This window comes from Micromonospora sp. CA-244673 (assembly GCF_050948395.1).
Classification (GTDB): Bacteria; Actinomycetota; Actinomycetes; order Mycobacteriales; family Micromonosporaceae; genus Micromonospora.
This window is the reverse complement of record NZ_CP192019.1, coordinates 5,900,854-5,925,493: the sequence shown is the minus strand read 5'-3', so window position 1 is coordinate 5,925,493 and position 24,640 is coordinate 5,900,854. Positions and strand designations below refer to the sequence as shown.

24 protein-coding genes are annotated in these 24,640 nt (G+C 73.0%); 16 read left to right on the top strand and 8 right to left on the bottom strand.

What is annotated here, in order from left to right:
- Positions 1-7: 7 nt before the first annotated feature.
- Positions 8-2,569 carry a trehalose-phosphatase gene (otsB, locus tag ACQP12_RS27115; RefSeq protein ID WP_433289473.1) on the bottom strand — a complete coding sequence of 854 codons (2,562 nt, stop codon included), beginning with the start codon at positions 2,567-2,569 and terminating at the stop codon, positions 8-10.
- A 35-nt stretch (positions 2,570-2,604) separates the two neighbouring features.
- On the bottom strand, positions 2,605-4,005 hold the full coding sequence (locus ACQP12_RS27110) for an alpha,alpha-trehalose-phosphate synthase (UDP-forming) (RefSeq protein WP_091269672.1): 1,401 nt from the start codon (positions 4,003-4,005) through the stop codon (positions 2,605-2,607).
- A 306-nt stretch (positions 4,006-4,311) separates the two neighbouring features.
- On the opposite strand from ACQP12_RS27110, the gene ettA reads away from it, so the two are divergent.
- The 4 genes from ettA (at position 4,312) to ACQP12_RS27090 (ending at position 7,805) form a co-directional block, all read left to right on the top strand.
- Positions 4,312-5,988: an energy-dependent translational throttle protein EttA gene (ettA, locus tag ACQP12_RS27105; RefSeq protein ID WP_357941154.1), complete on the top strand. Its 1,677-nt coding sequence runs from the start codon at positions 4,312-4,314 to the stop codon at positions 5,986-5,988.
- Positions 5,981-6,424, top strand: a complete 444-nt coding sequence (locus tag ACQP12_RS27100; RefSeq protein WP_433283014.1) for an acyl-CoA thioesterase — start codon at positions 5,981-5,983, stop codon at positions 6,422-6,424. Before ettA ends, ACQP12_RS27100 begins: the two co-directional genes overlap by 8 nt.
- Entirely contained in the window at positions 6,421-7,089 is a 669-nt protein-coding gene (locus ACQP12_RS27095; RefSeq protein ID WP_433283012.1) for a hypothetical protein, read from the top strand. Before ACQP12_RS27100 ends, ACQP12_RS27095 begins: the two co-directional genes overlap by 4 nt.
- 131 nt (positions 7,090-7,220) lie before the next feature.
- Positions 7,221-7,805: a YbjN domain-containing protein gene (locus ACQP12_RS27090; protein ID WP_357941148.1), complete on the top strand. Its 585-nt coding sequence runs from the start codon at positions 7,221-7,223 to the stop codon at positions 7,803-7,805.
- Positions 7,806-7,845: 40 nt separating this feature from the next.
- Here the strand turns inward: ACQP12_RS27090 and ACQP12_RS27085 are convergent, their stop codons facing one another.
- The 3 genes from ACQP12_RS27085 to ACQP12_RS27075 all read right to left on the bottom strand — a co-directional run bounded on the left by ACQP12_RS27085 (position 7,846) and on the right by ACQP12_RS27075 (position 11,107).
- Positions 7,846-8,235, bottom strand: coding sequence for a globin (locus ACQP12_RS27085; RefSeq protein WP_189197914.1), 390 nt, complete (start codon positions 8,233-8,235; stop codon positions 7,846-7,848).
- A 79-nt stretch (positions 8,236-8,314) separates the two neighbouring features.
- On the bottom strand, positions 8,315-9,700 hold the full coding sequence (locus ACQP12_RS27080; protein WP_433283009.1) for an MFS transporter: 1,386 nt from the start codon (positions 9,698-9,700) through the stop codon (positions 8,315-8,317).
- Positions 9,701-9,949: 249 nt separating this feature from the next.
- Entirely contained in the window at positions 9,950-11,107 is a 1,158-nt protein-coding gene (locus ACQP12_RS27075) for a mechanosensitive ion channel family protein (RefSeq protein ID WP_433283007.1), read from the bottom strand.
- 187 nt (positions 11,108-11,294) lie between these two features.
- Here ACQP12_RS27075 and ACQP12_RS27070 point away from each other — a divergent pair, with 187 nt between their 5' ends.
- Entirely contained in the window at positions 11,295-11,834 is a 540-nt protein-coding gene (locus ACQP12_RS27070; protein WP_355060238.1) for an HNH endonuclease, read from the top strand.
- A 7-nt stretch (positions 11,835-11,841) separates the two neighbouring features.
- Here the strand turns inward: ACQP12_RS27070 and ACQP12_RS27065 are convergent, their stop codons facing one another.
- The 3 genes from ACQP12_RS27065 to ACQP12_RS27055 all read right to left on the bottom strand — a co-directional run bounded on the left by ACQP12_RS27065 (position 11,842) and on the right by ACQP12_RS27055 (position 13,861).
- On the bottom strand, positions 11,842-12,777 hold the full coding sequence (locus ACQP12_RS27065; protein WP_433283005.1) for a class F sortase: 936 nt from the start codon (positions 12,775-12,777) through the stop codon (positions 11,842-11,844).
- Positions 12,778-12,789: 12 nt separating this feature from the next.
- Complete coding sequence (locus ACQP12_RS27060) at positions 12,790-13,299, bottom strand: hypothetical protein (RefSeq protein ID WP_357941139.1); 510 nt, start codon at positions 13,297-13,299, stop codon at positions 12,790-12,792.
- 91 nt (positions 13,300-13,390) lie between these two features.
- Complete coding sequence (locus ACQP12_RS27055) at positions 13,391-13,861, bottom strand: Lrp/AsnC family transcriptional regulator (protein WP_357941137.1); 471 nt, start codon at positions 13,859-13,861, stop codon at positions 13,391-13,393.
- Positions 13,862-14,003: 142 nt separating this feature from the next.
- On the opposite strand from ACQP12_RS27055, the gene ACQP12_RS27050 reads away from it, so the two are divergent.
- From ACQP12_RS27050 to ACQP12_RS27000, 11 genes are read left to right on the top strand one after another with little or no spacing between them, the layout of a single operon-like run.
- A complete protein-coding gene (locus tag ACQP12_RS27050) occupies positions 14,004-14,888 on the top strand; it encodes a tryptophan 2,3-dioxygenase (protein ID WP_433283002.1) in 885 nt (294 codons plus the stop codon).
- Positions 14,889-14,902: 14 nt separating this feature from the next.
- On the top strand, positions 14,903-16,237 hold the full coding sequence (gene kynU / locus ACQP12_RS27045) for a kynureninase (protein ID WP_433282999.1): 1,335 nt from the start codon (positions 14,903-14,905) through the stop codon (positions 16,235-16,237).
- Positions 16,234-17,568 (top strand): FAD-dependent oxidoreductase, encoded by a 1,335-nt coding sequence (locus tag ACQP12_RS27040; RefSeq protein WP_357941131.1) that lies wholly within the window; start codon positions 16,234-16,236, stop codon positions 17,566-17,568. Before kynU ends, ACQP12_RS27040 begins: the two co-directional genes overlap by 4 nt.
- Positions 17,569-17,588: 20 nt before the next feature.
- Positions 17,589-19,070 carry a 2-hydroxymuconic semialdehyde dehydrogenase gene (locus tag ACQP12_RS27035; protein ID WP_433289471.1) on the top strand — a complete coding sequence of 494 codons (1,482 nt, stop codon included), beginning with the start codon at positions 17,589-17,591 and terminating at the stop codon, positions 19,068-19,070.
- 56 nt (positions 19,071-19,126) lie between these two features.
- Complete coding sequence (locus tag ACQP12_RS27030) at positions 19,127-19,921, top strand: 2-keto-4-pentenoate hydratase (RefSeq protein ID WP_091319063.1); 795 nt, start codon at positions 19,127-19,129, stop codon at positions 19,919-19,921.
- A complete protein-coding gene (locus ACQP12_RS27025; RefSeq protein ID WP_433282997.1) occupies positions 19,918-20,847 on the top strand; it encodes an acetaldehyde dehydrogenase (acetylating) in 930 nt (309 codons plus the stop codon). The genes ACQP12_RS27030 and ACQP12_RS27025 overlap by 4 nt, the downstream gene beginning before the upstream one ends.
- The gene (gene dmpG, locus ACQP12_RS27020) at positions 20,844-21,908 is read left to right on the top strand and encodes a 4-hydroxy-2-oxovalerate aldolase (RefSeq protein WP_357941125.1); all 1,065 of its coding nucleotides are present in this window, start codon (positions 20,844-20,846) and stop codon (positions 21,906-21,908) included. The genes ACQP12_RS27025 and dmpG overlap by 4 nt, the downstream gene beginning before the upstream one ends.
- On the top strand, positions 21,905-22,678 hold the full coding sequence (locus tag ACQP12_RS27015) for a 2-keto-4-pentenoate hydratase (protein ID WP_433282994.1): 774 nt from the start codon (positions 21,905-21,907) through the stop codon (positions 22,676-22,678). Before dmpG ends, ACQP12_RS27015 begins: the two co-directional genes overlap by 4 nt.
- Positions 22,675-23,097 carry a RidA family protein gene (locus ACQP12_RS27010; RefSeq protein WP_433282992.1) on the top strand — a complete coding sequence of 141 codons (423 nt, stop codon included), beginning with the start codon at positions 22,675-22,677 and terminating at the stop codon, positions 23,095-23,097. The genes ACQP12_RS27015 and ACQP12_RS27010 overlap by 4 nt, the downstream gene beginning before the upstream one ends.
- Complete coding sequence (locus ACQP12_RS27005; RefSeq protein WP_262284602.1) at positions 23,094-23,618, top strand: 3-hydroxyanthranilate 3,4-dioxygenase; 525 nt, start codon at positions 23,094-23,096, stop codon at positions 23,616-23,618. The genes ACQP12_RS27010 and ACQP12_RS27005 overlap by 4 nt, the downstream gene beginning before the upstream one ends.
- Positions 23,618-24,628, top strand: coding sequence for an amidohydrolase family protein (locus ACQP12_RS27000; protein WP_433282990.1), 1,011 nt, complete (start codon positions 23,618-23,620; stop codon positions 24,626-24,628). Before ACQP12_RS27005 ends, ACQP12_RS27000 begins: the two co-directional genes overlap by 1 nt.
- The last annotated feature ends 12 nt before the right edge of the window (positions 24,629-24,640 follow it).

Here is a 24,640-nt window from a genome sequence, read left to right as displayed (position 1 = left end):
GGTCAAGTCACTGCTTGAGCATGTTGTCCAGCAACAGCGCGCAACGGATCAGCCCGAGGTGGCTGTACGCCTGCGGGTGGTTGCCCAGCCCGCGCTCGGCGAGCGGGTCGTACTGCTCGGGGAGCAGCCCGGTCGGCCCGGCCGTGTCGACCATCTGGACGAACAGCTCCTCCGCGTCGGTCCGCCGGCCGGTGCGCAGGTACGCCTCGATGAGCCACGCCGTGCAGATGTGGAAGCCGCCCTCCCGGCCGGGCAGACCGTCGTCCCAGTGGTAGCGGTAGACGACCGGGCCGCTGCGCAGCTCCGCCTCGATCTTCAGCACCGTGGACAGGAAGCGCGGGTCGTCCCCGGCGAGCAGCCCCGAGATGCCGATCCAGAGCGACGAGGCGTCCATCTCCTCGTAGCCGTAGGCGACGCTGTAGGCCTCCGCCTCCGGGTGCCAGCCGTGCTCCAGCACGTTGTCGGCGATCCGGTCGCGCAGCTCGACCCACTCCGGCCGGTCCTCGCCGCCGTGCTGCCGCACCACGTGCAGCGCCCGGTCGACGGTCATCCAGAGCATGACCTTGGAGAAGACGTGGTGCCGGGGCGGGAGGCGGGCCTCCCAGATGCCGTGGTCGGGCTCGTGCCAGCGGCGGCGGACCGCCTCGACCATGTTCTCCAGCACCCGCCACTCGTCGTCGCGCACCGAGCCCCGGGCGTCGGCCACCGCGGCGATCAGGTCGGCGACCGGGCCGAAGACGTCGAGCTGGAGCTGGTGGTTGGCGAGGTTGCCGACCCGGACCGGCCGGGAGCCGGCGTAGCCGGGCAGGGTGTCGATGACCGCCTCGGCGCCCAGCTCGTAGCCGTCGACCGTGTAGAGCGGGTGCAGCCGTTCCGGGTGCCCGCCGGTGCGGTCGATGACGCCGTCGACCCAGCGCAGCAGGCCCTCGGCCTCCTCGGTGGAGCCGAGGTCGACCAGCGCGCGGGCGGACATGGCGGCGTCCCGCAGCCAGCAGTAGCGGTAGTCCCAGTTGCGGACGCCGCCCAGCTCCTCGGGGAGCGAGGTGGTCGCCGCGGCGAGGATCGAGCCGGTCGGCTCGTGGCAGAGCCCGCGCAGGGTGAGCGCGCTGCGGGCCACCAGGTCCCGGGCGCTGGCGGGCAGCCGCAGCGAGGCCACCCAGTCCTTCCAGGGCTGCTCGGCGGCGGCCTGCCGCTCGTGGATCGGCACCCGGTGGTGTTCCAGGCTCTGCGTGCCGAAGCGCAGCTCCAGCACCACCTGGCCGCCGGCGGCCGACAGGTCCACCACGGCCTTGGCGGTCTCGTAGCCGGCGTCGCTGGTGACCTCCCACTCGACGCCCGGCGAGTAGAGGGCCACCGGCTCGTTGGAGCCGAGCACCAGCAGCCCGTCGTCCAGCGGCTGGAGCTGCACGGCCACCTGGCCGAACTCGGGGCGCGGGGCGAACTCGATCCGGGCCCGCCCGGTGCCGCTGAGCACCCGGACCAGGGTCGAGTCGCCGGTGACGACCACCGGGCCGTCCGGCGTGGTCTCCTTCGCCGGCAGGTCCAGCCAGTCGGTCACGGTGAGGCCGGACCAGCGGGTCTCCACGGTCATGGTGTTGCTGCGGTAGCGCTGGCCCAGCGGGATGCCGCCCCGCTGCGGGCCGACCGTGAAGTGCCCGGCCGGGCTGCCGCCGACGAGGTCGGCGAAGATCGCCGCCGAGTCCGGCTTCGGGTGGCACAGCCAGGTGATCTTGGCTTCGGGGGTGAGCAGCGCGACGGTACGGCCGTTGGCCAGCATCGAGTGCCGCTCGATCGGCACCGCCCGCTCGCCGAACAGCCAGTGCCGCCGGGTCTCCAGCAGCAGGCCCAGCGCCCGCGCCGCCTCGATCGGCTCGGCCACCCGGTAGTCGGCCCGGGTGTCACCCGGACCGATCTTGATGCCGACGTCCGGCCCGTGCAGGTTGCCGAAGGCGTTCTCGTCGGTGACGTCGTCGCCGATGAACAGCACCGCGCTGGCCGCGAGCTGGGTGCGGAGCTGGTCGACCGCGGTGCCCTTGTGGGTCGCCACCACCGACAGCTCGATGACCTCCTTGCCCTGGGTGACGGTGACGTCCTCCCAGGTGGCGGGGCCGCTGCGGACCGCGTCGATGGCCGCGGCCGCGATCTGCGGGTCGACCCCGCGGGTGTGCACGGCGACGCTGGCCGGCTTGCGTTCCAGGCGGATGCCCGGGTGGGCCGCGGCGATCTCGCGCAGCTCGTTGCGGAGCCGGTGCCGGACCGCGATCAGCTCCGGGGTGAGCCGCTCCACGAAGCCGATGTCGAACTCGGAGCCGTGGCTGCCGACCAGGTGCACCTCGCTGGGCAGCCGGGAGAGCGTGGCCAGGTCGCGCAGCGCGCGGCCGGAGACCACCGCGACGCTGGTCTGCGGCAGGGACGCGAGGGCACGGACCGCGGCCACCGACTCGGGCAGCGGCACGGCCTTGCTCGGGTCCTCGACGATCGGCGCGAGGGTGCCGTCGTAGTCGCAGGCGACCAGGAGCTGGGGGACCCGGGCGATCCGGCCGATGGCGGCGCGCAGCTCGGGATCCATCACCCCGCCGGGCGGAGTGGTGGTGGCGTTCGGGCTCACGCAGCCTCCGCATCGGGCACGCCGAGTTCGGTCAGGAAGGACTTGGCCCAGTGGCCGACGTCGTGGCTGCGCAGGTGGCGTTGCATTATCCGCATCCGGCGGCGGGCCTCGGGTTTCTCGACGTGCACGGCGCGCAGCAGCGCGTCCTTGACCGCGTCGGGGTCGTGCGGGTTGCACAGGAAGGCCTGGCGCAGCTCGGTGGCGGCGCCGGCGAACTCACTGAGCACGAGCGCGCCGCCCTGGTCGGCGCGCGATGCGACGTACTCCTTGGCCACCAGATTCATTCCGTCTCGCAGCGGGGTCACCATCATCACGTCTGCCGCGACGTACATCGCGGCAAGTTCGGAGCGACTGTACGACTGATGCAGATAATGCACCGCCGGCACGCCGACCCGTCCGAATTCGCCATTAATCCGGCCGACCTCGCGCTCGACCTTCACCCGAAGTGCCTGGTAGTGCTCCACCCGCTCGCGGCTCGGGGTGGCGACCTGCACCATGACCGCGTCGGGGACTGTCAACTTTCCGTCAGCGAGGAGTTCGCGGAAGGCCTTCAGCCGGAGCTCGATGCCCTTGGTGTAGTCGAGCCGGTCGACGCCCAGGATGATCGTCTTCGGGTTGCCCAGCTCCTCGCGGATCTGCTTGGCCCGGGCCTGGATCGCCGGGTCCTCGGCCAGCCGCTCCATCTCGCGGGTGTCGATCGAGATGGGGAACGCCCCGGCCTTCACCTGCCGGCCGTCGACCTGGATCATCTGCCCCTCGTAGCGGAGGCCGAGCAGGTGGCGGGCCAGCCGGACGAAGTTCTGCGCCGCCAACCGCTGCTGGAAGCCGACCAGGTCGGCGCCGAGCAGCCCGCGCAGGATCTCGGTGCGGAACGGCATCTGCATGAACAGCTCGATCGGCGGGAACGGGATGTGCAGGAAGAACCCGATCCGCAGGTCCGGCCGCAGCTCGCGGAGCATCGCCGGCACGAGCTGGAGCTGGTAGTCCTGCACCCAGACCGTGGCGCCCTCGGCCGCCACGTCCGCCGCGGCCTCCGCGAACCGGGCGTTGACCAACCGGTACGCCTCGCGCCAGCGCCGCTTGTAGGCCGGGGTCTCGACCGCGTCGTGGTAGAGCGGCCAGATCGTCGCGTTGGACTGCCCCTCGTAGTAGCGCTCCAGCTCCTCGGCGCTCAGCGGCACCGGGTGCAGCCGGATCCCCTCCAGGTCGAATGGCTCGGGGGCGGCGCCGGTGCCGCCGGCCCAGCCCACCCAGGTGCCCTGGTGCTCGGCGAGGACCGGGTGCAGCGCGGTCACCAGGCCGCCCGGGCTGCGTCGCCACTGCCGCCCTTCGGGTGTGCTCACCTCGTCGACCGGCAGTCGGTTCGCCACAACGACAAAGGAGCTACGGACGGTCACGATCGGCCACCTCCGGTTGCTGACGGGTCCACCGCGCTGAGCGTACTGAGCGTAGCTGCGGCCTCTGTTGCCCCGTGCCGGAGTTCCCTACCCGTCCCGGAAGCGCCGAACCCACATCGTGATCTTGTCGACAGCGGCGGCGCGCGGCGTCCTCGGGGGCGGGGCGATGTGGGCGGAGCGGGCCGTACCTGTCAGGATTGACGATGGCGTGCGCGCGGCCGGCCCGGCCGGCGGCGGCGGGCGGACCTCGAAGCCCGCGCCCGCGCCCGCAGCTCGCGATCGCAACCGACGGAGGTAGCCCGCACCGTGGCCCAGTTCATCTACGTCCTGGAAAAGGCGCGCAAGGCGCACGGCGACAAGGTCGTGCTCGACAACGTGACGCTGAACTTCCTGCCGGGGGCCAAGATCGGTGTGGTCGGCCCGAACGGCGCCGGTAAGTCCAGCCTCCTCAAGATCATGGCAGGTTGGGATCAGCCGAGCAACGGCGAGGCCCGGCTCATGCCCGGCTACACCGTCGGCATGCTGGCCCAGGAGCCGGCGCTCAACGACGCCAAGACCGTCCTCGGCAACATCGAGGAGGCGGTCGCGGAGACCAAGGCCAAGCTGGAGCGGTTCAACAAGATCGCCGAGCAGATGGCGACCGACTACACCGACGAGCTGATGGAGGAGATGGGCAAGCTCCAGGAGGAGCTCGACCACGCCGACGCCTGGGACGTCGACTCCAAGCTCGAACTGGCCATGGACGCGCTGCGCTGCCCCCCGCCGGACGCCGACGTGATCCAGCTCTCCGGCGGTGAGCGCCGCCGGGTGGCGCTGTGCAAGCTCCTGCTGGAGGCGCCGGACCTGCTGCTGCTCGACGAGCCCACCAACCACCTGGACGCGGAGAGCGTGCAGTGGCTGGAGCAGCACCTGGCCAAGTACGCCGGCACGGTGATCGCCATCACCCACGACCGGTACTTCCTCGACAACGTGGCCAACTGGATCCTGGAGCTGGACCGCGGCCGGGCCTACCCGTACGAGGGCAACTACTCCACCTACCTGGAGAAGAAGGCCGCCCGCATGGCGGTCGAGGGCCGGCGCGACGCCAAGATGAAGAAGCGCCTCGACGACGAGCTCGAATGGGTCCGCTCGAACGCCAAGGCCCGGCAGACCAAGTCCAAGGCCCGCCTCGACCGCTACGAGGAGATGGCCACCGCCGCCGAGCAGACCCGCAAGCTGGACTTCGAGGAGATCCAGATCCCGCCGGGCCCGCGCCTGGGCAGCACCGTGATCGAGGCCAAGGACCTCGTCAAGGCGTTCGGCGACCGGGTGCTGATCGACAACCTCAGCTTCTCGCTGCCGCGCAACGGCATCGTCGGCGTGATCGGCCCGAACGGCGTCGGCAAGACCACCCTGTTCAAGACCATCGTGGGCCTGGAGGAGCCGACCGGCGGCTCGGTCCGGGTCGGCGAGACGGTCTCCCTGTCGTACGTCGACCAGAGCCGGGCCGGCCTGGCCGGGGACAAGACGGTCTGGGAGACGGTCTCCGACGGGCTGGACCACCTCCTCGTGGGCAAGGTCGAGATGCCGTCCCGGGCGTACATCGCGGCGTTCGGCTTCAAGGGTCCGGACCAGCAGAAGCCGACCAAGGTGCTCTCCGGCGGCGAGCGCAACCGGCTCAACCTGGCGCTGACCCTCAAGATCGGCGGCAATGTGATCCTGCTCGACGAGCCGACCAACGACCTCGACGTCGAGACGCTCGGCAGCCTGGAGAACGCGCTGCTGGAGTTCCCCGGCTGCGCCGTGGTCATCTCCCACGACCGGATGTTCCTCGACCGGGTCGCCACGCACATCCTGGCCTGGGAGGGTGACGACCAGAACCCGGCGCGGTGGTTCTGGTTCGAGGGCAACTTCGAGGCGTACGAGAAGAACAAGATCGACCGACTCGGGGCGGAGGCCGCCCGGCCGCACCGGGTGACGTACCGCAAGCTCACCCGTGACTGACCGGTTCGTCTACGACTGCGCGCTGCGCTGGTCCGACCTGGACGCGTACGGCCACGTCAACAACTCGCGCTTCCTCACGCTCTACGAGGAGGCCCGGGTGGCGATGATGTTCGCCGGCGGCCGGGCGTGGGGAGTGGGCTCGTTCGCCGACGGGGTGGTCATCCGCCGGCACGAGGTCGACTACCTGCGCCCGGTCGACTACGCGCTGGGCCGGGCCACCGCGGAGGCGGCCCCCACGGTCCGGATCGAGCTGTGGGTGGAGGAGATCCGGGCGGCGTCGTTCACCGTCGCCTACGAGCTCTACGACCGCGACGTGCTGGCCAGCCGGGCCCGCTCGGTCCTGGTCCCGTTCGACCTGGCCGCGCAGCGGCCCCGCCGGATCTCCCCGGAGGAGCGGGCCTTCCTGCTCCGGTACGCGCCCGGGCTCGCGGCATGACCACGCCGGCCGCACGGCACGGGCTGGACGGGGTGCCCGACGCGGGCGCGTTCCTGGCCCGCCTCGTCCGGCTGGACCCGGGCACCCTGGTCCGGCTCCGGCCGGTGCCGGAAACCGGGCACACCGCCCTGTGGGCCCGGCTGCCGTGGGACGTGCTCGTGGTCCGGACCGTCTCCGGCACGGCGCCGGGCGACGCCACGGTGGCGGCGGGGGAGCTGCTGGCGGAGCTGTCGGCGGGTGGCGACGCGCTGCCCCGGCGCCGGGACGACGGGTGGCGCTGGCCGCTGCCACCGGCTGCCAGCCGGGCGGTGGAGGCGCTGCCCGCCGCCGAGGTCCAGCGGATCGCCGCCGCGGCGGCCGGGACGCTGCGCGAGGCGGCGACCCGCGGCGTGGCGGGCCGGGCGGTGGGCCAGCGGGCGCTGCGGGACGCGCTGCTGGACCACGTCGCGGTGGTGGTGACCCCGGACGAGGCGCCGGACGCCCCGGTGGAGGTGCCGCAACGGCTGGTGCAGGGGCTGGTCCGGATGGGCTTCCTCGGCGCCGGCGACGTTCAGGTGCGTGTCGCCGGCCGTTGGGTCGGCCTCGTCGGACCGTACGGAGCGGCCTGGTCGCGGAAGGTCGCGGACCTCGCACTGAGGCCCATCGGAGTTCATCCGAACGGATGACCCATGGTCATTCTTCCGGTTTGGGGCGACCGTTGGGGGGATGCCTCCTGCCGGCTGTCCGGGTACCGTCCATCCTCGGATCCAACGCACCGTAGGCGGCTGGATCCGCTGGGGAGTGAGGTGCGCGAGCGATGCCGTGGTGGTCATGGCGCCCAGGTGCCGCCGGAGGCGGCGACCCGGAAACTCGAAGCGGGATCACAGTGGATGACACCGTCCGGGTCGGACCACCGACCCCCCGTCAGCCGGCGGACGACGCGGCGGCCGCCGAGCGGCCCGTGATCGCCGACATGCCGGCAACCGTCGCCCCGGTCACCCTCCGCCGGGTCTGCGACGCGCTCGACCTGCTCGACGTGCGCTACCTGGCCGACGGCGACGGGAACCTGCTGGCCATGTGGGAGCGGCACGCGGTGCTGGTCACCCTGGAGGGCCCCGAGGACGAGATCCTGGTGATGCGGGCCCGGCCGCACGCGACGGTCCCGCCGGACTGGGCCGACCGCGCCTACCGGGTGGTCAACGAGTGGAATCACACCCGGCGGTTCTGCAAGGCCTACATCGGCGACCCGACCGAGCGCGGCCAGCTGCCCATCTACGCGGAGCTCCAGGTCCCGCTCGGCGCCGGCACCCACGACGCGCTGCTGGTCGAGATGCTCGACTGCGGCGCGGCGGTGGCCACCACCTTCGTCGACTGGCTGCACGACGAGGGCGCCCTGCTCTGACTGCACCGGGCGGCCGTCACGGCCCGCCCACCGCGCCCGGTCAGCCCTCGGCCGCCGGGTCCTCCATCACGTTCACCATGAAATAGGCGGCCCGCTCCAGGTAGTCCCAGAGCGCGGCGGCGAGCTGCGGCGGCAGGTCCAGCCGGTCGACCGCCCGGCGCATGTGGCGCAGCCAGGCGTCCCGCTCGACGGCGCCGATCCGGAACGGGGCGTGCCGCATCCGCAGCCGCGGGTGGCCGCGCTGCTCCGAGTAGGTGTGCGGGCCGCCCCAGTACTGGATGAGGAAGAGGGTCAGCCGGTCGGCCGCCGGGCCGAGGTCCTCCTCCGGGTACATCGGCCGCAGCAGCGGGTCGGTGGCGACACCGGCGTAGAACTCGTCCACCAGCTTGCGGAAGGTGGGTTCGCCGCCGATCGCCTCGAAGAGGGTCATCGACTCGCCTGGGGAAGTCACGCCGCCCATCCTGCCAGGTGCCGCCCGGGGACGGCCGACGCCCACCTGCCGGCGGGAGTCAGGTCACCGCGTGCCGGCGCCGGCCGCGCTCGCCGGACCGGTCGCCCGCCGCCGCCCCGCGGCCCGGAGTGTGCCCGCTCCGCCCGTCGGGGGCGGCCGTGGCGGCGGATTCCGCCCGGGCGGAATCGACGGCCGCCTGTACGGTCGCCGGGCGCGGCCAGGTGAGCACCGCGAGGACCATGAGCAGCACGCCGGCGGCGCTCCACACGCCGACCACGGAGGGAATGGAGAACCGCTCGGCGAGCGCCCCGGTGGCCAGCACAGCGGCACCCTGGATGATCTGGGTCCCGCTGGCCATCACGCCGAACGCGCGGGCCCGGTAGCCCTCCGGCAACGCCTGGACGAAGAGCCCGTTGGCGACGGGGATGAGCCCCGCCACCGCGAAACCGCACGCGGCGGCGAGGAGCGCCACCACGACCGGCGGCGGGTCGAGCAGCGCCGGGACCAGCACCGCCGGCGCGATCACCGCCAGCGGGCGCATCAGGGCCAGCCGGCGGGCCGGGCCGACGAGCCGCCCGACGGCGAGCCCGCCGAGCACGTACCCGACCGGGTTGGCGGCCATGATCACCGCCTGGGCGGTGCCGGTGTCCATGCCGTCCCCGGCCCGCTCGGCGGCCCAGGCCGCGGCGAGCCCTTCGGGGACGATCGAGAAGACCATCGCGCTGAACACCAGCACGGCGATGGCCCGCAGCACCGGGCGGCCGAAGACGAGCCGGAACCCCTCCGCGGTCTCCCGCAGCAGGTGGCTACGGTGCGCCTCGGTCATGGCCGGCGGCCGGTCCCGCAGGCCGAAGCGGACCAGCGCCGCGGAGAGGCCGAAGGTGGCCGCGTTGATCAGCAGCGCGGCGGCCGGGCTGACCGCGGCCACCGCCGCGCCGAGCAGGTAGCCGAGGACCTGGGCGGCCTGGCCGCTGCTCACCGAGACCGACAGGCCGACCACCAGCCGGTCGCCGGCGAGGATCTGCGGCATCAGCGCGGACCGGGCGGCCTGGCTCGGCGGGTTGGCCAGCGTGGCCGCGAAGATCAGGGCGAGGACCGCCCAGGGCGGCATCCCCGGCAGGGCGACCAGCACCATCAGGAGCATCCGGACCACGTCGCAGGCCACCATGACCTGCCGGTACCGGTAGCGCTCGGCGAGCGCGGAGAGCAGCGGGCCGCCGACCAGCCAGGGCAGGTAGCTGGCCGCGAACGCGGCGGCGGACAGTGCCACCGAGTCGGTCTGCCGGTAGACGAGGACGGTTACCGCGGCCTTCGCGACGTAGTCACCGATCCAGGACAGAGCGCTCGCCGTGAAGAGGACACGGAACTCCGCGAGGCTGAACACGTCGCGGAAGGTGGCCGGCCCCTCCTGGGCGGGTCGCTCGTCGGACACCGTCGCCTCCATCGTTTCCGGATCGACCACTCGTGATGGCGCGACCTGGAAACCGTCGTCAGATCTACGGATCAGCGAGGACACCAGCACGCTCCTTTGGGGAGCGTGTTCACCGGATTCTGCCCGATCGTCTGACAACTAGCTAGGGTGAACGGATTGATCGTCACATCTCCGACTGAACGAACGGACGATACCCGAGGGGCCGCGCGGTGCGCGACCCCCGAAAATCGTCCGGCCCGTCGAGCCGACCGGCGACGCGGGTCAGGTGGCCCCGCCGGTGCCCGTCTCGCCGCCGCCAGCGGTGCGGGTCGGCGGGGCGGCATAGAGCCGGGCCGCCGCGATCCGCGCGGTGATGCCCGAGTTCTCCAGTGCCTCGGCGAGCCGGCGGCGCAGCTCGCGGCCGACCGCGAACTGCCCGTCCGCGGTGGTCTTCACCACGGTACGGATCACCGCGCCGTCGACCGTCATCTGCTCGACGCCGAGCACCTCCGGCTCCTCGACGATCTGCGGCGCCAGCTCGGGGTCCAGCGCCACCGAGGTGGCCGCCGTACGCAGCACCGCCGTGGCCTCCTCGGTGCCGGCGAAGCCGATCGGCAGGTCGACCACGACCAGGGCCCAGCCCTGGCTCTTGTTGCCCACCCGGACGATCTCGCCGTTGCGGATGTACCAGAGCACGCCCCGGCCGTCCCGGACCGTGGTGACCCGCAGGCCCACGGCCTCCACCACGCCGGTCGCCTCACCCAGGTCGACGGTGTCCCCGACGCCGTACTGGTCCTCGATCAGCATGAACAGGCCGGCGATCAGGTCCTTGACCAGGCTCTGCGCGCCGAAGCCGAGGGCCACACCGGCGATGCCGGCGCTGGCCAGCAGCGGGGCCAGGTCGAAGCTGAACTCCTTGAGCACCATGAGCAGGGCGATGCCGAAGATGAACGCGGTGACCATGCTGCGCAGCACCGAGCCGATCGCCTCGGCGCGCTGCCGCCGCCGCTCCGGCACGAACTGCTCCGGTTCGAGCGTGGCACTGGGGATCCGCTCCCGCAGCGGGCGGAGCATGGTGGGCACCGCGCCCTCGGTGGTGGTCCGGACCAGCCGGTTGATGGTGCGGTGCAGCGCCCAGCGGGCGGCCACGGCGAGCAGCAGGATCAGCACGATCCGCAGCGGCTTCAGCAGGATCCAGAAGCTGCCCTCGGCGAACCAGACCGAGTTGGTGGTCTTCCAGACGACCCGGCAGAGTGCCTCGTCGAGGCATTCGGGGCTCGGGGTCGGACCGGGATCGGGCAGAACAGGTTCGGCGAGGAACATCAGGTTGGCGGGACTCACCCTGCCTTCGTACCGCAACGCCCCTGGACGCCGACTGGCGACCCGCCAGGCTCCCGCCGACGGGGCCGCGGACCGATCATGCCGGGCGGAACCGGTCATCCTGGCACGGGCGGAAAAAGCTTCACGAGGGTACCCCGGATTAGTGCGTGCAATCCGGGGCGCGATCAGGGACTATTGGCGCAACGGACGTCGGTGATCCGGCCGGCGTCGGTGTCGTTCCCCGCTGCCCGCGGGGCGCGCCCGGCGCCATGGTGGCCGGAGCGGCTGGACCGGGAGGGTGAGCGCGATGCCTGACATACGACCCGCGGCGGGCTCCGGTGCGCTCGTTCTCAACGCCACCTATGAGCCCCTGTGTGTCGTGTCGGTGCGTCGCGCGGCGATCCTCGTGCTCTCCGCCAAGGCCGTCTGCGTGGCCGACGGCGAGGGCATCCTGCACAGCGCGCGCAACGCGCTCCCGGTCCCCTCGGTGGTCCGGCTGACCCGCTACGTCCGGGTCCCCTACCGCACCCACGTCGGGCTCTCCCGCCGGGCGATCTTCGCCCGGGACGGCTGGCGCTGCGCCTACTGCCGCGGCCCGGCGGAAACCATCGACCACGTCTTCCCGCGCAGCCGGGGCGGCCGGCACGCCTGGGAGAACGTGGTCGCCGCCTGCGCCCGCTGCAACCACACCAAGGGCGACAAGACGCCGGCCGAGCTGGGCTGGCGGCTGCACAACCTGCCGGCGGCCCCGAAGGGCACGGCCTGGCGGGTGCTCGGCCACCGGGCGCCCGACCCGCGCTGGGCGGACTGGCTCGACCTGCGCGAGCCGGAGCCCGAGGCGGCCTGAGCGGCGCTCACCGCGCCTTCACCAGCGAGGCGTAGACCACCAGGTTGTCCGCGTACCCGGTCTCGCCGCCCACCCAGCGGCCGCCGCAGGTGATCAACCGCAGGTTGGGCCGGCTGAAGTCGCCGTAGACCTCCCGCACGGGCAGCCGCTCCTTGCCGTACCGCTCGATCGAGGTCACCTCGAAGACGGCCACCGAGCGGTCCTGCCGGGTCACCTCGATCCGGTCGCCGTCGTCGAGGTTCTTGAGGTCGTGGAAGACCGCCGGCCCGGTGGTGGTGTCGACGTGCCCGACGATGACGGCCGGGCCGTACTGCCCGGGGGTGGGCCCCTGCTCGTACCAGCCGGCCTCGCCGGCCTGGCCGACGTCCGGCACCGCGATGCTGCCGTCCGGGGCGATGCCGACTCGGTGCACCGGCGCCCGCAGGTCGATCTTGCCGATGGTGAGGTCCGTCGGCGGGCTCCCGGACAGCACCGGGAACTTCTTCGGCGGCGGGCGCAGCCCCGCGGTGAGCTGCTCCGGCAGCATGCTGATGCCGGTCAGCCGTTCCACCCCGAGCATCGCCACGATCAGCGCCATGAGCGCCGCGACCACCAGCACCGGGGCGCCGGGGCCGCGCTGGGCGGCGTACCGCCAGCGGCCGGCGGCCTGTCGTGCCGGCGGCACCGGGCGGGCCTGCGGGTCCGCGGTGGTGACGCTGGCGGAGAAGGCGTGGCCGGCGACGCGGGCGAACCGGCGCGAGGCGCGGGACACCAGGCGCAGCCCGGCCCCGAACCGGGACCCGGCCCGGTGCCGGCCCCGGCGCTCCCGGCGGCCCGCTGGAGCGCGAGCGGTGTCCTCTGGAGCGCGAGCGGTGTCCTCGGTCTCCCGGCGGTCGGCGCCGGCGGCCCGGCGCGGGTCCGGCCGGCGGCCGGTGCGGTCGTGGCGGCGCGGTGAGCGGGCCATGGACGCACCTCGTCAGACGCGGCTTCCGGTCTTGCGGCGGGCACCCACCCCGGCCACCACGGCCACCACGACCAGGCCGCCGACCAGCAGCAGCGAGCCGGGACCCCGGCCGCCCGCCGTGCCCCCGCCGCCGGTCGCCGGGCCCTTGCTGGGCTGGGCCATGTTCAGCACGGTGAGCATGGTGGAGGCGGTCTTCCCGTTGGAGCAGTCCAGGTTCACCGGGTAGTCACCGGGCGCCTTGTTGCCGGGAATGGTGACCGCTCCGGTGAGGAAGCCGTTGTCCGGCCGGAGCATCACCCGCCCGAAGGCGTCCGAGGTGACCTGGGCCTGCCGGTCGTTGTTGTCGTCGCAACTGGCCCGGATGCTCACCCGGGAGCCGGCCTGGACGCTGTTCGGCGTGACCTCGACGAAGACGTTCTCCCCGGCGCGGACCGGAGAGGCGGTGGTCAGGACGAACGCCGCGACCAGGCCGAGCAGGCCCAGAACGGCCCAGAGCGCGCGGTGTGACAGGAGCCCTCGCATGATTCCCCCCTTCCGGTGCGGCGCACCGGAATCCTGCTGACGGGCAGCGCGGGATGCATTCCCCCTGACCTGGGGGCAAACCCGGGGCGGATCAGCGGCGCCGGCCGGTAGGGGACGCGCCGGGCGGCGGGAGCGGGGTGACCGGGTGCCAGTCCAGCGGGGTGGAGAGCACCATGGTGCTGGACGGCTGGCCGTACGGGGCGAGCCGGTCGATGACCCCCTCGAACTCGCCCATGGTGCCGGCCGCCACCTTGAGCATGCTGCACGCGTCGCCGGTGATCCGGTGGATCTCCATGATCTCCGGCCAGTCCGCCACGGCGGGGTCGTTCAGGATGCAGCGGGACCCGTAGCAGGACATCCGGATCAGCGCGAGCACGGTCCGGCCGGCCCGGGTCAGGTCCACGTGGGCGTGGTAGCCGGTGATCACCCCGGACTCCTCCAGCCGCCGTACCCGCTCGGCCACGGCGGGCGGGGACAGGTGCACCCGGCGGGACAGCTCGCTGTACGAGAGTCGGGCGTCGGCCTGGAGTTCGCGCAGCAGCGCCCAGTCCATGTCGTCCACGCGGTGACCTTTCTTCCGTGAAGTCGAGGGCCGAAGACGCCTTCGGCGCGACAGGTGAGACCACCGTAGCGCCGTCGAACAGGCATTCCATCTGCGGATCAACCAGCGGCATCATGTCGTCTACCCCGGCGTACGAAGGGAGATGACGGTGGAACAGACGACGGCGGTGCGGCCGGCCACCCCGCAGCAGCGGGCGGCCCGGGCGGCGCGCAACGGTGGCAAACCCACCCTGGAGTTCGCCGACCGGGTGCCCTACGACGCGTATGTGCACGCGAGCACGCTGCACCAGCTTCAGCAGCCGCTCAGCGACGATCCGGGCGAGATGTCCTTCCTCATGGTCAGCCAGATCATGGAGCTGTACTTCGGGCTGACCTGCCACGAGCTGCGGCACGCCCAGCGCGAGCTGCGGGCCAACCGGATCTGGGACGCGCTGCCCCCGCTGCGCCGCGCCGCCCTGCACCTGGAGGGGCTCAACGCCGCCTGGCAGGGGCTGCGCTGGATGACCCCGGCCGACTTCAACCGCTTCCGCGACCGGCTCGGCGAGGGCTCCGGCTTCCAGTCGGCCATGTACCGCCAGCTGGAGTTCCTGCTCGGCCTGCGCGACCCGGCGCTGATCCGCCCGTTCCGCCGGCAGACCGAGGTGCACGCCGAGCTGACCGCGGCGCTGGCCACGCCGAGCCTCTGGGACGACGTGGTGGCGCTGCTCGCCCGGCGCGGCTTCGAGCTGCCCGCCGACCTGCTGGAGCGGGACGTGGCGACCGAGCACGAGTCGCACCCCGCCGTCGAGGCGGCCTGGGTGCGGATCTACGCCGACGGTGGCCCCGACAACCACCTGCGCCTGCTCGGCGAGGCGCTGACCGAGGTGGCCGAAGGGTTCGGCGACTGGCGCTGGCACCACATCAAGGCGGTGCAGCGCTCGATGGGCGCCAAGGTCGGCAGCGGCGGTTCCGCCGGGCTGGCCTGGTTGCAGCGGAGCATGGCCCGGGTGGTCTTCCCGGAGCTGTGGTCGGCCCGTACCGTGATGTGACCGGAGAGAGCAGCATGCACACCCCTGAAGAAGGCGCGCGCGCCCGCGACGCCGCCGACCCCGGCCACCGGCACCTGTTCCTCGTGCCGCCGGCCGAGGGCGGTCGCTATCCCGAGGTGGCGTACCTGGCCGGCAACTCGCTGGGCCTGCAGCCCCGGGCCACCCGGGAGGAACTCCTCGCCGACCTGGACGCCTGGCGGCGGCTGGGCGTGGAGGGGCACCTGGAGGCGGAGCGGCCCTGGCTGCCGTACCACGAACTCCTGACCGCGCCGGCCGCGCGACTGGTCGGCGCCCGCCCCGCGGAGACCGTGGTGATGAACTCCCTCACGGTCAACCTGCACCTGCTCATGGTGAGCTTCTACCGGCCGGCGGGCGAGCGGACCCGGATCGTCATCGAGGACAGTGCCTTCCCCTCGGACAGCTACGCGGTGCGCAGCCAGGCGCGCTTCCACGGCCTCGACCCGGACACCGCCGTCGTCCGGCTCGCGCCGCGCCCCGGCGAGGACACCCTGCGGACCCAGGACGTCCTGGACTTCCTGGCCGCCGAGGGGCACACCGTCGCGCTGCTGCTGCTCGGCGGGGTCAACTACCTGACCGGCGAGCTCATGGACATCCCGGCGATCACCGCCGCCGGGCGGGCCGCCGGCGCGGTGGTCGGCTGGGACCTGGCGCACGCGGCGGGCAACGTGCCCCTCGCCCTGCACGACTGGGACGTCGACTTCGCCGCCTGGTGCTCCTACAAGTACCTGAACTCCGGGCCCGGCGCGCTGGGCGGCGTCTTCGTCCACGAGCGCCACCTCGGCGACCCCGAGCTGCCGCGCTTCGAGGGCTGGTGGAGCACCGAGGCGGCCACCCGGTTCGAGATGACCCCGGTGTCCCGGCCGCCGGCCACCGTCGAGGCGTGGCAGATCTCCAACCCGCCGATCTTCGCGATGGGCCCGGTGCGCACCTCGCTGGAGCTGTTCGACTCGGTCGGCATGCCCGCGCTGCGCGAGCGCAGCCTCCGGCTCACCGGCTACCTGGAGCGGCTGCTCGACGAGGTGACCGCCGACCGGCCGCTGACCGTGGTCACCCCGCGCGACCCGGCCCGCCGCGGCTGCCAGCTCTCCGTGCGGATCGGCACGGGCAGCGCCAACGAGCTGACCAAGCGGCTGCGGCACGAGCACGGCGTGATCGCCGACGCCCGGGAGCCCGACATCGTGCGCTTCGCGCCCGTGCCGCTCTACTCGACGTACCACGACTGCTGGCGGGTCGCCGACGCGCTGGCCGCGACCGTGCCGGTGAGCGCGAGGAGTGAGCCGGGTTTGCGAGCCCCGCAGTCGCGAACGAAAGGCGGGCATGCCTCATGAGTACGGAACGCGAGGAGATCGCCGTCGTCGGCGCCGGGCTGGCCGGCTGCCTGCTGGCCTGCTTCCTGGCCCGGCGCGGCTACCCGGTCGCCCTCTACGAGCGGCGGCCGGACCCGCGCGCCGGGAAGGTCGAGCGGGGCCGCTCGATCAACCTGGCGCTCTCCGAGCGCGGCCTGGACGCGCTGCGCCGGATCGGCCTGGACCGCCAGGTCATGGCCGACGCGCTGCCGATGCGCGGCCGGATGATCCACCCGGTGGAGGGTGAGCCGCAGTTCCAGTCGTACAGCGTCTCCGGCGACCGGGCGATCAACTCGATCAGCCGGGGCGCGCTGAACAACGCGCTGCTCGACGCCGCCGCCGCGCTGCCCGGCGTGCGGATCGCCTTCGACCACCGGCTCGTCGGGCTCGACCCGGTCACCGGCGAGATGACCTTCGAGACCCCGCAGGGCAAGGTCGGCGAGACCGCCTCGGTGGTGCTCGGCGCGGACGGCGCCGGCTCCGCGGTGCGCGGGCAACTGCTGGCGTACGGGGCGGTGAGCGAGAGCCTCGACTTCCTCGACTACGGCTACAAGGAACTCACCATCCCGCCGATCGGCGGCGAGTTCGCCCTGGACCCGGGCGCGCTGCACATCTGGCCGCGCGGCACCTCGATGATGATCGCGCTGCCCAACCCGGACCGCTCCTTCACCTGCACGCTGTTCTGGCCGACCCACGGCACGCAGAGCTTCGCCTCGCTGGGCAGCCCGGCCGCCATCGAGACGTACTTCGCCACCCACTACCCGGACCTCGTGCCGCTCGCCCCGAACCTGGTGGACGACTACCAGCACAACCCCGTCGGGGTGCTCGGCACGGTCCGCTGCACCCCGTGGCAGGTGGCCGGCAGGGTCGGCCTGCTCGGCGACGCGGCGCACGCCATCGTCCCGTTCTACGGCCAGGGCGCGAACTGCGCCTTCGAGGACGTGGTCGAGCTGGACCGCTGCCTGGACGAGTGCGGCGACCAGTGGGCGTCGGCGCTGCCGCTGTTCCAGCACCGCCGGCAGGCCAACGCCGAGGCGATCGCCCGGATGGCGCTGACCAACTTCGTGGAGATGCGGGACAAGGTCGCCTCGCCGGTGTTCCAGACCCGCAAGAAGATCGAGCACGCGCTGGAGCGCGCCCTGCCCGGCCGCTACGTCTCGCAGTACGAGCTGGTCTCGTTCTCCACCACCCCGTACGCCGAGGTGCGCCGCCGGGTGCGCCGCCAGTACCGGGTGGTGGGCGCGGTGGCCGCCGGCGCGGTGGCGGCTCTGGCCGGCGTGGCCGTGGCGCTCGGCCGAGGGAGGCGAGGATGACCCTCTGGGATCCCCGGCTGATGGCCGGGCACGCGCCGGACGGCCCCGGCCTGCTGCGCAACTTCGTCGGCGGTTCCTTCACCGACGCCGGGCCGCGGTTCACCAAGCGCAGCCCGGTGACCGGCGAACCAGTCTTCGAGGTGGTCGAGGCCGGTGAGTCCGTGGTGGACGACGCGGTGACCGCCGCCCGGGCGGCGCTGCGTGGCCCGTGGGGCCGGATGGGGGAGCGGGAGCGCGCCGAGGTGCTCCGCCGGGTCGCCGACGAGCTGGAACGCCGCTTCGACGACCTGGTCGCCGCCGAGGTCGCCGACACCGGCAAGGCCATCTCCCAGGCCCGCACGCTGGACATCCCGCGCGGTGCGGCCAACTTCCGGGCGTTCGCCGAGATCGTGGCGACCGCGCCGACCGAGTCGTTCACCACGGTCACCCCGACGGGCGGTCGGGCGCTGAACTACGCGGTCCGCAAGCCGGTCGGCGTGGTCGCGATCATCGTGCCCTGGAACCTGCCGCTGCTGCTGCTCACCTGGAAGGTCGCCCCGGCCCTGGCCTGCGGCAACGCCGTGGTGGTCAAGCCCAGCGAGGAGACCCCGGCGTCGGCGACCCTGCTCGCCGAGGTGATGGACGCGGCGGGCGTGCCCGCGGGCGTGTTCAACCTGGTGCACGGCTTCGGCCCCGGCTCGGCCGGCGAGCACCTCACCCGGCACCCGGGTGTCGACGCGATCACCTTCACCGGGGAGTCGGCCACCGGCAGCGCCATCATGCGGGCCGCCGCCGACGGGGTGAAGGCGGTCAGCTTCGAACTGGGCGGCAAGAACGCCGGCCTGGTCTTCGCCGACGCCGACCTGGACGCGGCGGTCGCCGGCTCGGTCCGGTCCAGCTTCACCAACGGCGGCCAGGTCTGCCTCTGCACCGAGCGGATCTACGTGCAGCGGCCGGTCTTCGAGGAGTTCACCGCCCGGCTGGCCAAGCGCGCCGACGAGCTGGCGTACGGCTGGCCGGCCGACGAGGCGACCGTGAACATGCCGCTGATCTCGCACGCCCACCGGGACAAGGTGCTCGGCCACTACGACCTGGCCCGCACCGAGGGCGCCGAGGTGCGTGTCGGGGGCGGGACGCCGCGCTTCGGAGACGCCCGTGACGGCGGCGCGTACGTGCAGCCGACGGTGCTCACCGGGCTGGGCCCGGACGCCCGCACCAACACCGAGGAGATCTTCGGCCCGGTGGTGCACGTCGCGCCGTTCGACGACGAGGACGAGGCGTACGCCCTGGCCAACGGCACCGACTACGGCCTGGCGGCGACGGTCTGGACCCGGGACGTGGGGCGGGCGCACCGGGCCGGGTCCCGACTGGACACCGGCATCGTCTGGGTGAACACCTGGTTCCTGCGCGACCTGCGCACCCCGTTCGGCGGGGTGAAGGCCTCCGGCATCGGCCGGGAGGGCGGGGTGCACTCGCTCGACTTCTACTCCGAACTCACCAACGTCTGCGTGGACCTCTCATGAGTGCGCACTCGGGGCAGAATGGCTCGCGCCGTAAGCGTTCGCAGCGAGGAGCCGGGATGACCGTCGACATCGAAGCCGCCAACCGGGAGCTGGCCGTGGCCCGGCAGGAGGAGAAGCCGTGCCCGCCGCTGCGCGGGCGGCTGCTGCCGGAGGGCGACATCGAGGCGGCCTACCAGGTGCAGCAGGTCTACACCCGGCAGCGGCTCGGCAAGGGCCACCGCCGGGTCGGCGCGAAGATCGGCCTCACCTCGCGCGCCGTGCAGGAGAACTTCGGGGTCTTCCAGCCCGACTTCGGCGTGCTCTTCGACGACATGGCGGTCGGCGACGGCGTCGAGGTGCCGATGAGCCGGCTGCTCCAGCCCCGGGTGGAGGCGGAGATAGCCTTCGTGCTCGGCGCGGACCTGCCCGACGAGCGGGTCACCACCGTCGACCTCATCCGCGCCGTCGACCACGTGCTGCCGGCCATCGAGATCGTCGACTCCCGGATCGCCGGCTGGGACATCTCCATCGTGGACACGGTGGCGGACAACGCCTCCAGCGGGCTGTTCGTGCTCGGCACCGCGCCGCGCCGGCTGGCCGACGTGGACCTGCGGCTCTGCGGCATGGTGCTGGAGCACGCCGGCGAGCCGGTCTCGGTCGGCGCCGGGGCGGCCTGCCTCGGCAACCCGCTGCACGCGCTGGAGTGGCTGGCCGGCACCATGGCCCGCGCCGGCGACCCGTTGAAGGCCGGGGACGTGGTGCTGTCCGGGGCGCTCGGCCCGATGGTGCCCGTGACGCCCGGCGCCGCGTACGAGGCGCGCATCTCCGGGCTCGGCTCGGTGCGGACCTGTTTCTCCAAGGAGGCCTCATGACCGTCGGCGTGGCGGTGCTCGGGTCGGGCAACATCGGCACCGACCTGATGATCAAGGTGCTGCGGCTCAGCACCGAGCTGCGGATGGTGGCGATGGCGGGCATCGACCCGGCGTCCGACGGCCTCGCCCGGGCCCGCCGGCTCGGCGTGGCGACCACCGCCGAGGGCGTGGACGGCCTGGTCGCCATGCCGGAGTTCGCCGACGTCGAGCTGGTCTTCGACGCGACCTCGGCCGGCGCGCACCGGCACCACGACGCGGTGCTGCGCGCGCACGGCCGGACCGTGGTCGACCTGACGCCGGCCGCGATCGGCCCGTACGTGGTGCCGCCGGTCAACCTCGACGAGCACCTGCAGGAGCCCAACGTGAACATGGTGACCTGCGGCGGGCAGGCCACCGTGCCGATCGTGCACGCGGTCGGCCGGGTCACCCCGGTCGCGTACGGGGAGATCGTCGCCTCGATCGCCTCGAAGTCGGCCGGGCCGGGCACCCGGGCCAACATCGACGAGTTCACCGAGACCACGGCCCGGGCCATCGAGGTGGTCGGCGGCGCCGAGCGCGGCAAGGCCATCATCGTGCTGAACCCGGCCGACCCGCCGCTGCTCATGCGGGACACCGTCTACTGCCTCTGCCCGGACGCCGACGCCGACCGGACCGCGATCGCCGCCTCGGTGGCCGACATGGTGAAGACCGTGCAGGAGTACGTCCCGGGCTACCGGCTCAAGCAGGACGTGCAGTTCGACCGGGTGGACACGTACGCGCCGGTGCTGGGCCGGCACTTCGCCGGGCTCCAGGTGTCGGTCTTCCTGGAGGTCTCCGGCGCCGGGCACTACCTGCCCGCGTACGCCGGGAACCTCGACATCATGACCTCGGCCGCGCTGCGCACCGCCGAGCGGCTGGTCACGCTCCGGAAGGCGGACGCGCGATGACCGACCTCTACATCCAGGACGTGACGCTGCGCGACGGCATGCACGCCATCGCGCACCGGTACACGGTGGACCAGGTGCGGACGATCGCCGCCGCGCTGGACGCGGCCGGCGTGGCCGCCATCGAGGTGGCGCACGGCGACGGCCTGGCCGGCTCCAGCGTCAACTACGGTCACGGCGCGGCCGGCGACGCCGACTGGATCGCCGCCGCCGCCGAGGTGCTGACCGGCGCGCGGCTCACCACCCTGCTGCTGCCCGGCATCGGCACCATCGCCGACCTGAAGGCGGCCAAGGCGCTCGGGGTGACCAGCGTGCGGATCGCCACCCACTGCACCGAGGCGGACATCTCCGCCCAGCACATCTCCTGGGCCCGCGAGAACGGCATGGACGTCTCCGGGTTCCTCATGATGTCGCACATGAACGACCCGGCCGGGCTGGCCGCCCAGGCCAAGCTCATGGAGTCGTACGGGGCGCACTGCGTCTACGTCACCGACTCCGGCGGGCGGCTGCTCATGTCCGACGTGGCCGCGCGGGTCGACGCCTACCGGCAGGTGCTCGACCCGGAGACGCAGATCGGCATCCACGCCCACCACAACCTGTCGCTCGGCGTGGCCAACAGCGTCCTCGCTGTCGAGCACGGCCGCATCCCCGGCCCCGGACCGGCCGGCGCGGACGCCCCGCACGGCCGGACCGTCCGGGTGGACGCGTCGCTGGCCGGCATGGGCGCGGGCGCCGGCAACGCCCCGCTGGAGGTCTTCGTCGCGGTCGCCGAACTGCACGGCTGGAAGCACGGCTGCGACGTGTTCGCGCTGATGGACGCCGCCGACGACCTGGTCCGCCCGCTCCAGGACCGGCCGGTCCAGGTCGACCGGGAGACGCTCTCCCTCGGGTACGCGGGGGTCTACTCCAGCTTCCTCCGCCACGCCGAGCGGGCCTCCGCGAAGTACGGGGTGGACGTCCGCTCGATCCTCGTCGAGCTGGGCCGGCGCCGCATGGTCGGCGGCCAGGAGGACATGATCGTGGACGTGGCACTCGACCTGGCCGGCAAGGGGGACGCGGCATGATCGGACCGGACATCGCGGGAATCGCCGAGAAGCTGGGCGCGGCCGCCGACACGGCCACCGCGATCCCGCAGCTCGCCGCCGAGACCGGCCTCGACGTGGACGCCGCGTACGCCGTGCAGGAGGCGCTGCTGCAGCGTCGCCTCGACCGGGGCGAGCGGCTCGTCGGGTTGAAGATGGGGCTGACCAGCAAGGCGAAGATGGCCCAGGTCGGCGTCGACGAGGTGATCTGGGGCCGGCTCACCGACAGCATGCGGGTGCCCGACGGCGGCACGGTCGACGTGGCCGGCTTCATCCACCCCCGGGTCGAGCCGGAGGTGGCGTTCCTGCTGGACCGCCTCCCCGAGCCGGGCGAGCCGGTCGGCGCGTTCACCCGGGCCGTCCGCGCCGTGGCGCCGGCCATCGAGCTGATCGACTCCCGGTACGCCAACTTCACCTTCTCCCTGCCGGACGTCGTGGCCGACAACACCTCGGCCGCCGCGTTCGTCGTCGGCCCCTGGTCGCCCGTGCCCGAGGGCCTGGACAACCTCGGCGTGCTGCTGGAGATCGACGGCCGGGTCGCCCAGGTCGGCTCGACCGCGGCGATCCTCGGCGACCCGCGCCGCGCGCTGGACGAGGGCATCCGCCTGGCCGGCCGGCACGGTGTCCGGCTGCGCAAGGGCTGGGTCTTCCTGGCCGGCGCGGCCACCGCCGCCGTGCCGCTGCGCCCCGGCGCGCACGTCCGCGCCGTCGTGGAGAAGCTCGGCACGGCGTCGCTGAAGGCGGCCTCATGACGGCCCGGGTGGTGGCCGGGAAGGCCGTGCCGCGCGGCGCGTTCCCGCACGTCAAGGTCGCCGGCGGGTTCGTCTTCGTCTCGGGTACGTCGTCGCGCCGGCCGGACAACACCTTCGCCGGTGTGGCGGTGGACGAGTTCGGCACCACCGACCTCGACATCCGGGCACAGACCCGGGCGGTGATCGAGAACATCCGGGACCTGCTCCAGTCGGCCGGCGCCGACCTGAGTGATCTGGTGCAGGTCACCAGCTACCTGGTCAACATGAACGACTTCGGTGGCTACAACGAGGTGTGGGCGGAGTTCTTCGACGCCACCGGGCCGACCCGGACCACGGTGGCCGTGCACCAGCTTCCGCACCCGCACCTGCTCATCGAGATGCAGGCCGTGGCCCTACTTCCGTCGGGAGGTCCGTCATGAGTGAGATCGCCGAGCCGTTCAGCTTCTCCGGCTGGATCGGAGAGAACCAGCACCTGCTCAAGCCGCCGGTGGGCAACAAGGAGATGCTGCCGGGCAGCGACGACTTCATCGTCATGGTGGTCGGCGGCCCGAACCAGCGGACCGACTTCCACGTCGACCCGTACGAGGAGTTCTTCTACCAGGTCAAGGGCAACATGCACATCAACCTCATGCTGCCCGAGGGCCCGCGTACGGTGCACGTGCGCGAGGGTCAGATGTGGATGCTGCCGCGCAACACCCCGCACTCGCCGCAGCGCCCCGAGGCCGGCTCGATCGGCATGGTGATCGAGCGGGTCCGCGAGGAGGGCACGCTGGAGAAGTTCCAGTGGTACTGCACCGAGTGCAGCCACAAGGTGCACGAGGTGGAGCTCCAGGTGCGCGACATCGCCGCCGACCTGCCGCCGGTCTTCGCGGCGTTCTACGCCGACGAGAAGGCCCGCACCTGCACCAACTGCGGCGCGCTGCACCCGGGCAAGGGCTGATGCGCCCACCCGTCGTCGACGTGCACACGCACGTCGTACCCAAGGGGTGGCCGGACCTCGCCGCGGCCTGCGGCGGGTCCGGCTGGCCCTGGCTGCGGGTGGACTCCGAGCGCGCCGCCATGATCATGGTGGGGGAGACGGAGTTCCGGCCGGTCGGCGCGGAGTGCTGGGACCCGGAGACACGGCTCGCCGACATGGCCGCCGACGGCGTCGACGTGCAGGTCGTCTCGCCCACCCCGGTGTTCTTCAGCTACGACCGCCCGGCCGACCAGGCCGTCAAGGTGGCCCGGATCTTCAACGACCTCACCCTGGCGGTCACCGCGGGCGGCGGGGACCGGCTGGTGCCGTTCTGCCAGGTGCCGTTGCAGGACCCGGACGCCGCCTGCGCCGAGCTGGACCGCTGCCTGGCCGCCGGGCACGCCGGGGTGGAGATCGGCAACCACGTCGGCGACCGTGACCTCGACGACGCCGGCATCGTGCAGTTCCTGACCCACTGCGCCGAGGTGGGCGCGCCGGTCTTCGTGCACCCGTGGGACATGCCGGGCGGGCCCCGGCTGGACCGGTGGATGGCCCGCTGGCTGACCGGGATGCCGGCCGAGACGCACCTGTCGGTGCTGGCGCTGATCCTCGGCGGGGTCTTCGACCGGGTGCCCGAGACGCTGCGGATCTGCTTCGCGCACGGCGGCGGCAGCTTCCCCTTCTGGCTGGGCCGCGCGGACAACGCCTGGCACCGCCGCGGCGACCTGGTCCGCGGCGCGTCCAGCGCCCCGCCGAGCGCCTACGTCGACCGGTTCAGCGTCGACTCGGTGGTCTTCGAGCCGGCGGCGCTGCGGCTGCTCGTCGACACCATGGGCGAGGACCGGGTGCTCGTGGGCAGCGACTACCCGTACCCGCTGGGGGAGCGCCCGGTCGGGCAGGTGGTCCGCAAGGCGGACTTCCTCACCGACGCGCAGCGGGCCAAGCTGCTCGGCGGCAACGCCCTCCATTTCCTCGGCAAGGTCAGTATATAGAGCTCGCCACGT

Excerpts from the sequence above, each read along its gene's own strand:
- kynU (WP_433282999.1), top strand. The coding sequence starts at position 14,903 with ATGCACACCCCTGAAGAAGGCGCGCGCGCCCGCGACGCCGCCGACCCC.
- ACQP12_RS27065 (WP_433283005.1), bottom strand. The coding sequence starts at position 12,777 with ATGGCCCGCTCACCGCGCCGCCACGACCGCACCGGCCGCCGGCCGGAC.
- otsB (WP_433289473.1), bottom strand. The coding sequence starts at position 2,569 with ATGGATCCCGAGCTGCGCGCCGCCATCGGCCGGATCGCCCGGGTCCCC.
- ACQP12_RS27070 (WP_355060238.1), top strand. The coding sequence starts at position 11,295 with ATGCCTGACATACGACCCGCGGCGGGCTCCGGTGCGCTCGTTCTCAAC.
- ACQP12_RS27060 (WP_357941139.1), bottom strand. The coding sequence starts at position 13,299 with ATGCGAGGGCTCCTGTCACACCGCGCGCTCTGGGCCGTTCTGGGCCTG.
- dmpG (WP_357941125.1), top strand. The coding sequence starts at position 20,844 with ATGACCGACCTCTACATCCAGGACGTGACGCTGCGCGACGGCATGCAC.
- ACQP12_RS27090 (WP_357941148.1), top strand. The coding sequence starts at position 7,221 with ATGCCGTGGTGGTCATGGCGCCCAGGTGCCGCCGGAGGCGGCGACCCG.
- ACQP12_RS27035 (WP_433289471.1), top strand. The coding sequence starts at position 17,589 with ATGGCCGGGCACGCGCCGGACGGCCCCGGCCTGCTGCGCAACTTCGTC.
- ACQP12_RS27040 (WP_357941131.1), top strand. The coding sequence starts at position 16,234 with ATGAGTACGGAACGCGAGGAGATCGCCGTCGTCGGCGCCGGGCTGGCC.
- ACQP12_RS27000 (WP_433282990.1), top strand. The coding sequence starts at position 23,618 with ATGCGCCCACCCGTCGTCGACGTGCACACGCACGTCGTACCCAAGGGG.
- ACQP12_RS27050 (WP_433283002.1), top strand. The coding sequence starts at position 14,004 with ATGACGGTGGAACAGACGACGGCGGTGCGGCCGGCCACCCCGCAGCAG.
- ACQP12_RS27010 (WP_433282992.1), top strand. The coding sequence starts at position 22,675 with ATGACGGCCCGGGTGGTGGCCGGGAAGGCCGTGCCGCGCGGCGCGTTC.
- ACQP12_RS27080 (WP_433283009.1), bottom strand. The coding sequence starts at position 9,700 with ATGGAGGCGACGGTGTCCGACGAGCGACCCGCCCAGGAGGGGCCGGCC.
- ACQP12_RS27085 (WP_189197914.1), bottom strand. The coding sequence starts at position 8,235 with ATGACCCTCTTCGAGGCGATCGGCGGCGAACCCACCTTCCGCAAGCTG.
- ACQP12_RS27015 (WP_433282994.1), top strand. The coding sequence starts at position 21,905 with ATGATCGGACCGGACATCGCGGGAATCGCCGAGAAGCTGGGCGCGGCC.
- ACQP12_RS27075 (WP_433283007.1), bottom strand. The coding sequence starts at position 11,107 with ATGACCGGTTCCGCCCGGCATGATCGGTCCGCGGCCCCGTCGGCGGGA.
- ACQP12_RS27025 (WP_433282997.1), top strand. The coding sequence starts at position 19,918 with ATGACCGTCGGCGTGGCGGTGCTCGGGTCGGGCAACATCGGCACCGAC.
- ACQP12_RS27030 (WP_091319063.1), top strand. The coding sequence starts at position 19,127 with ATGACCGTCGACATCGAAGCCGCCAACCGGGAGCTGGCCGTGGCCCGG.
- ACQP12_RS27095 (WP_433283012.1), top strand. The coding sequence starts at position 6,421 with ATGACCACGCCGGCCGCACGGCACGGGCTGGACGGGGTGCCCGACGCG.
- ACQP12_RS27005 (WP_262284602.1), top strand. The coding sequence starts at position 23,094 with ATGAGTGAGATCGCCGAGCCGTTCAGCTTCTCCGGCTGGATCGGAGAG.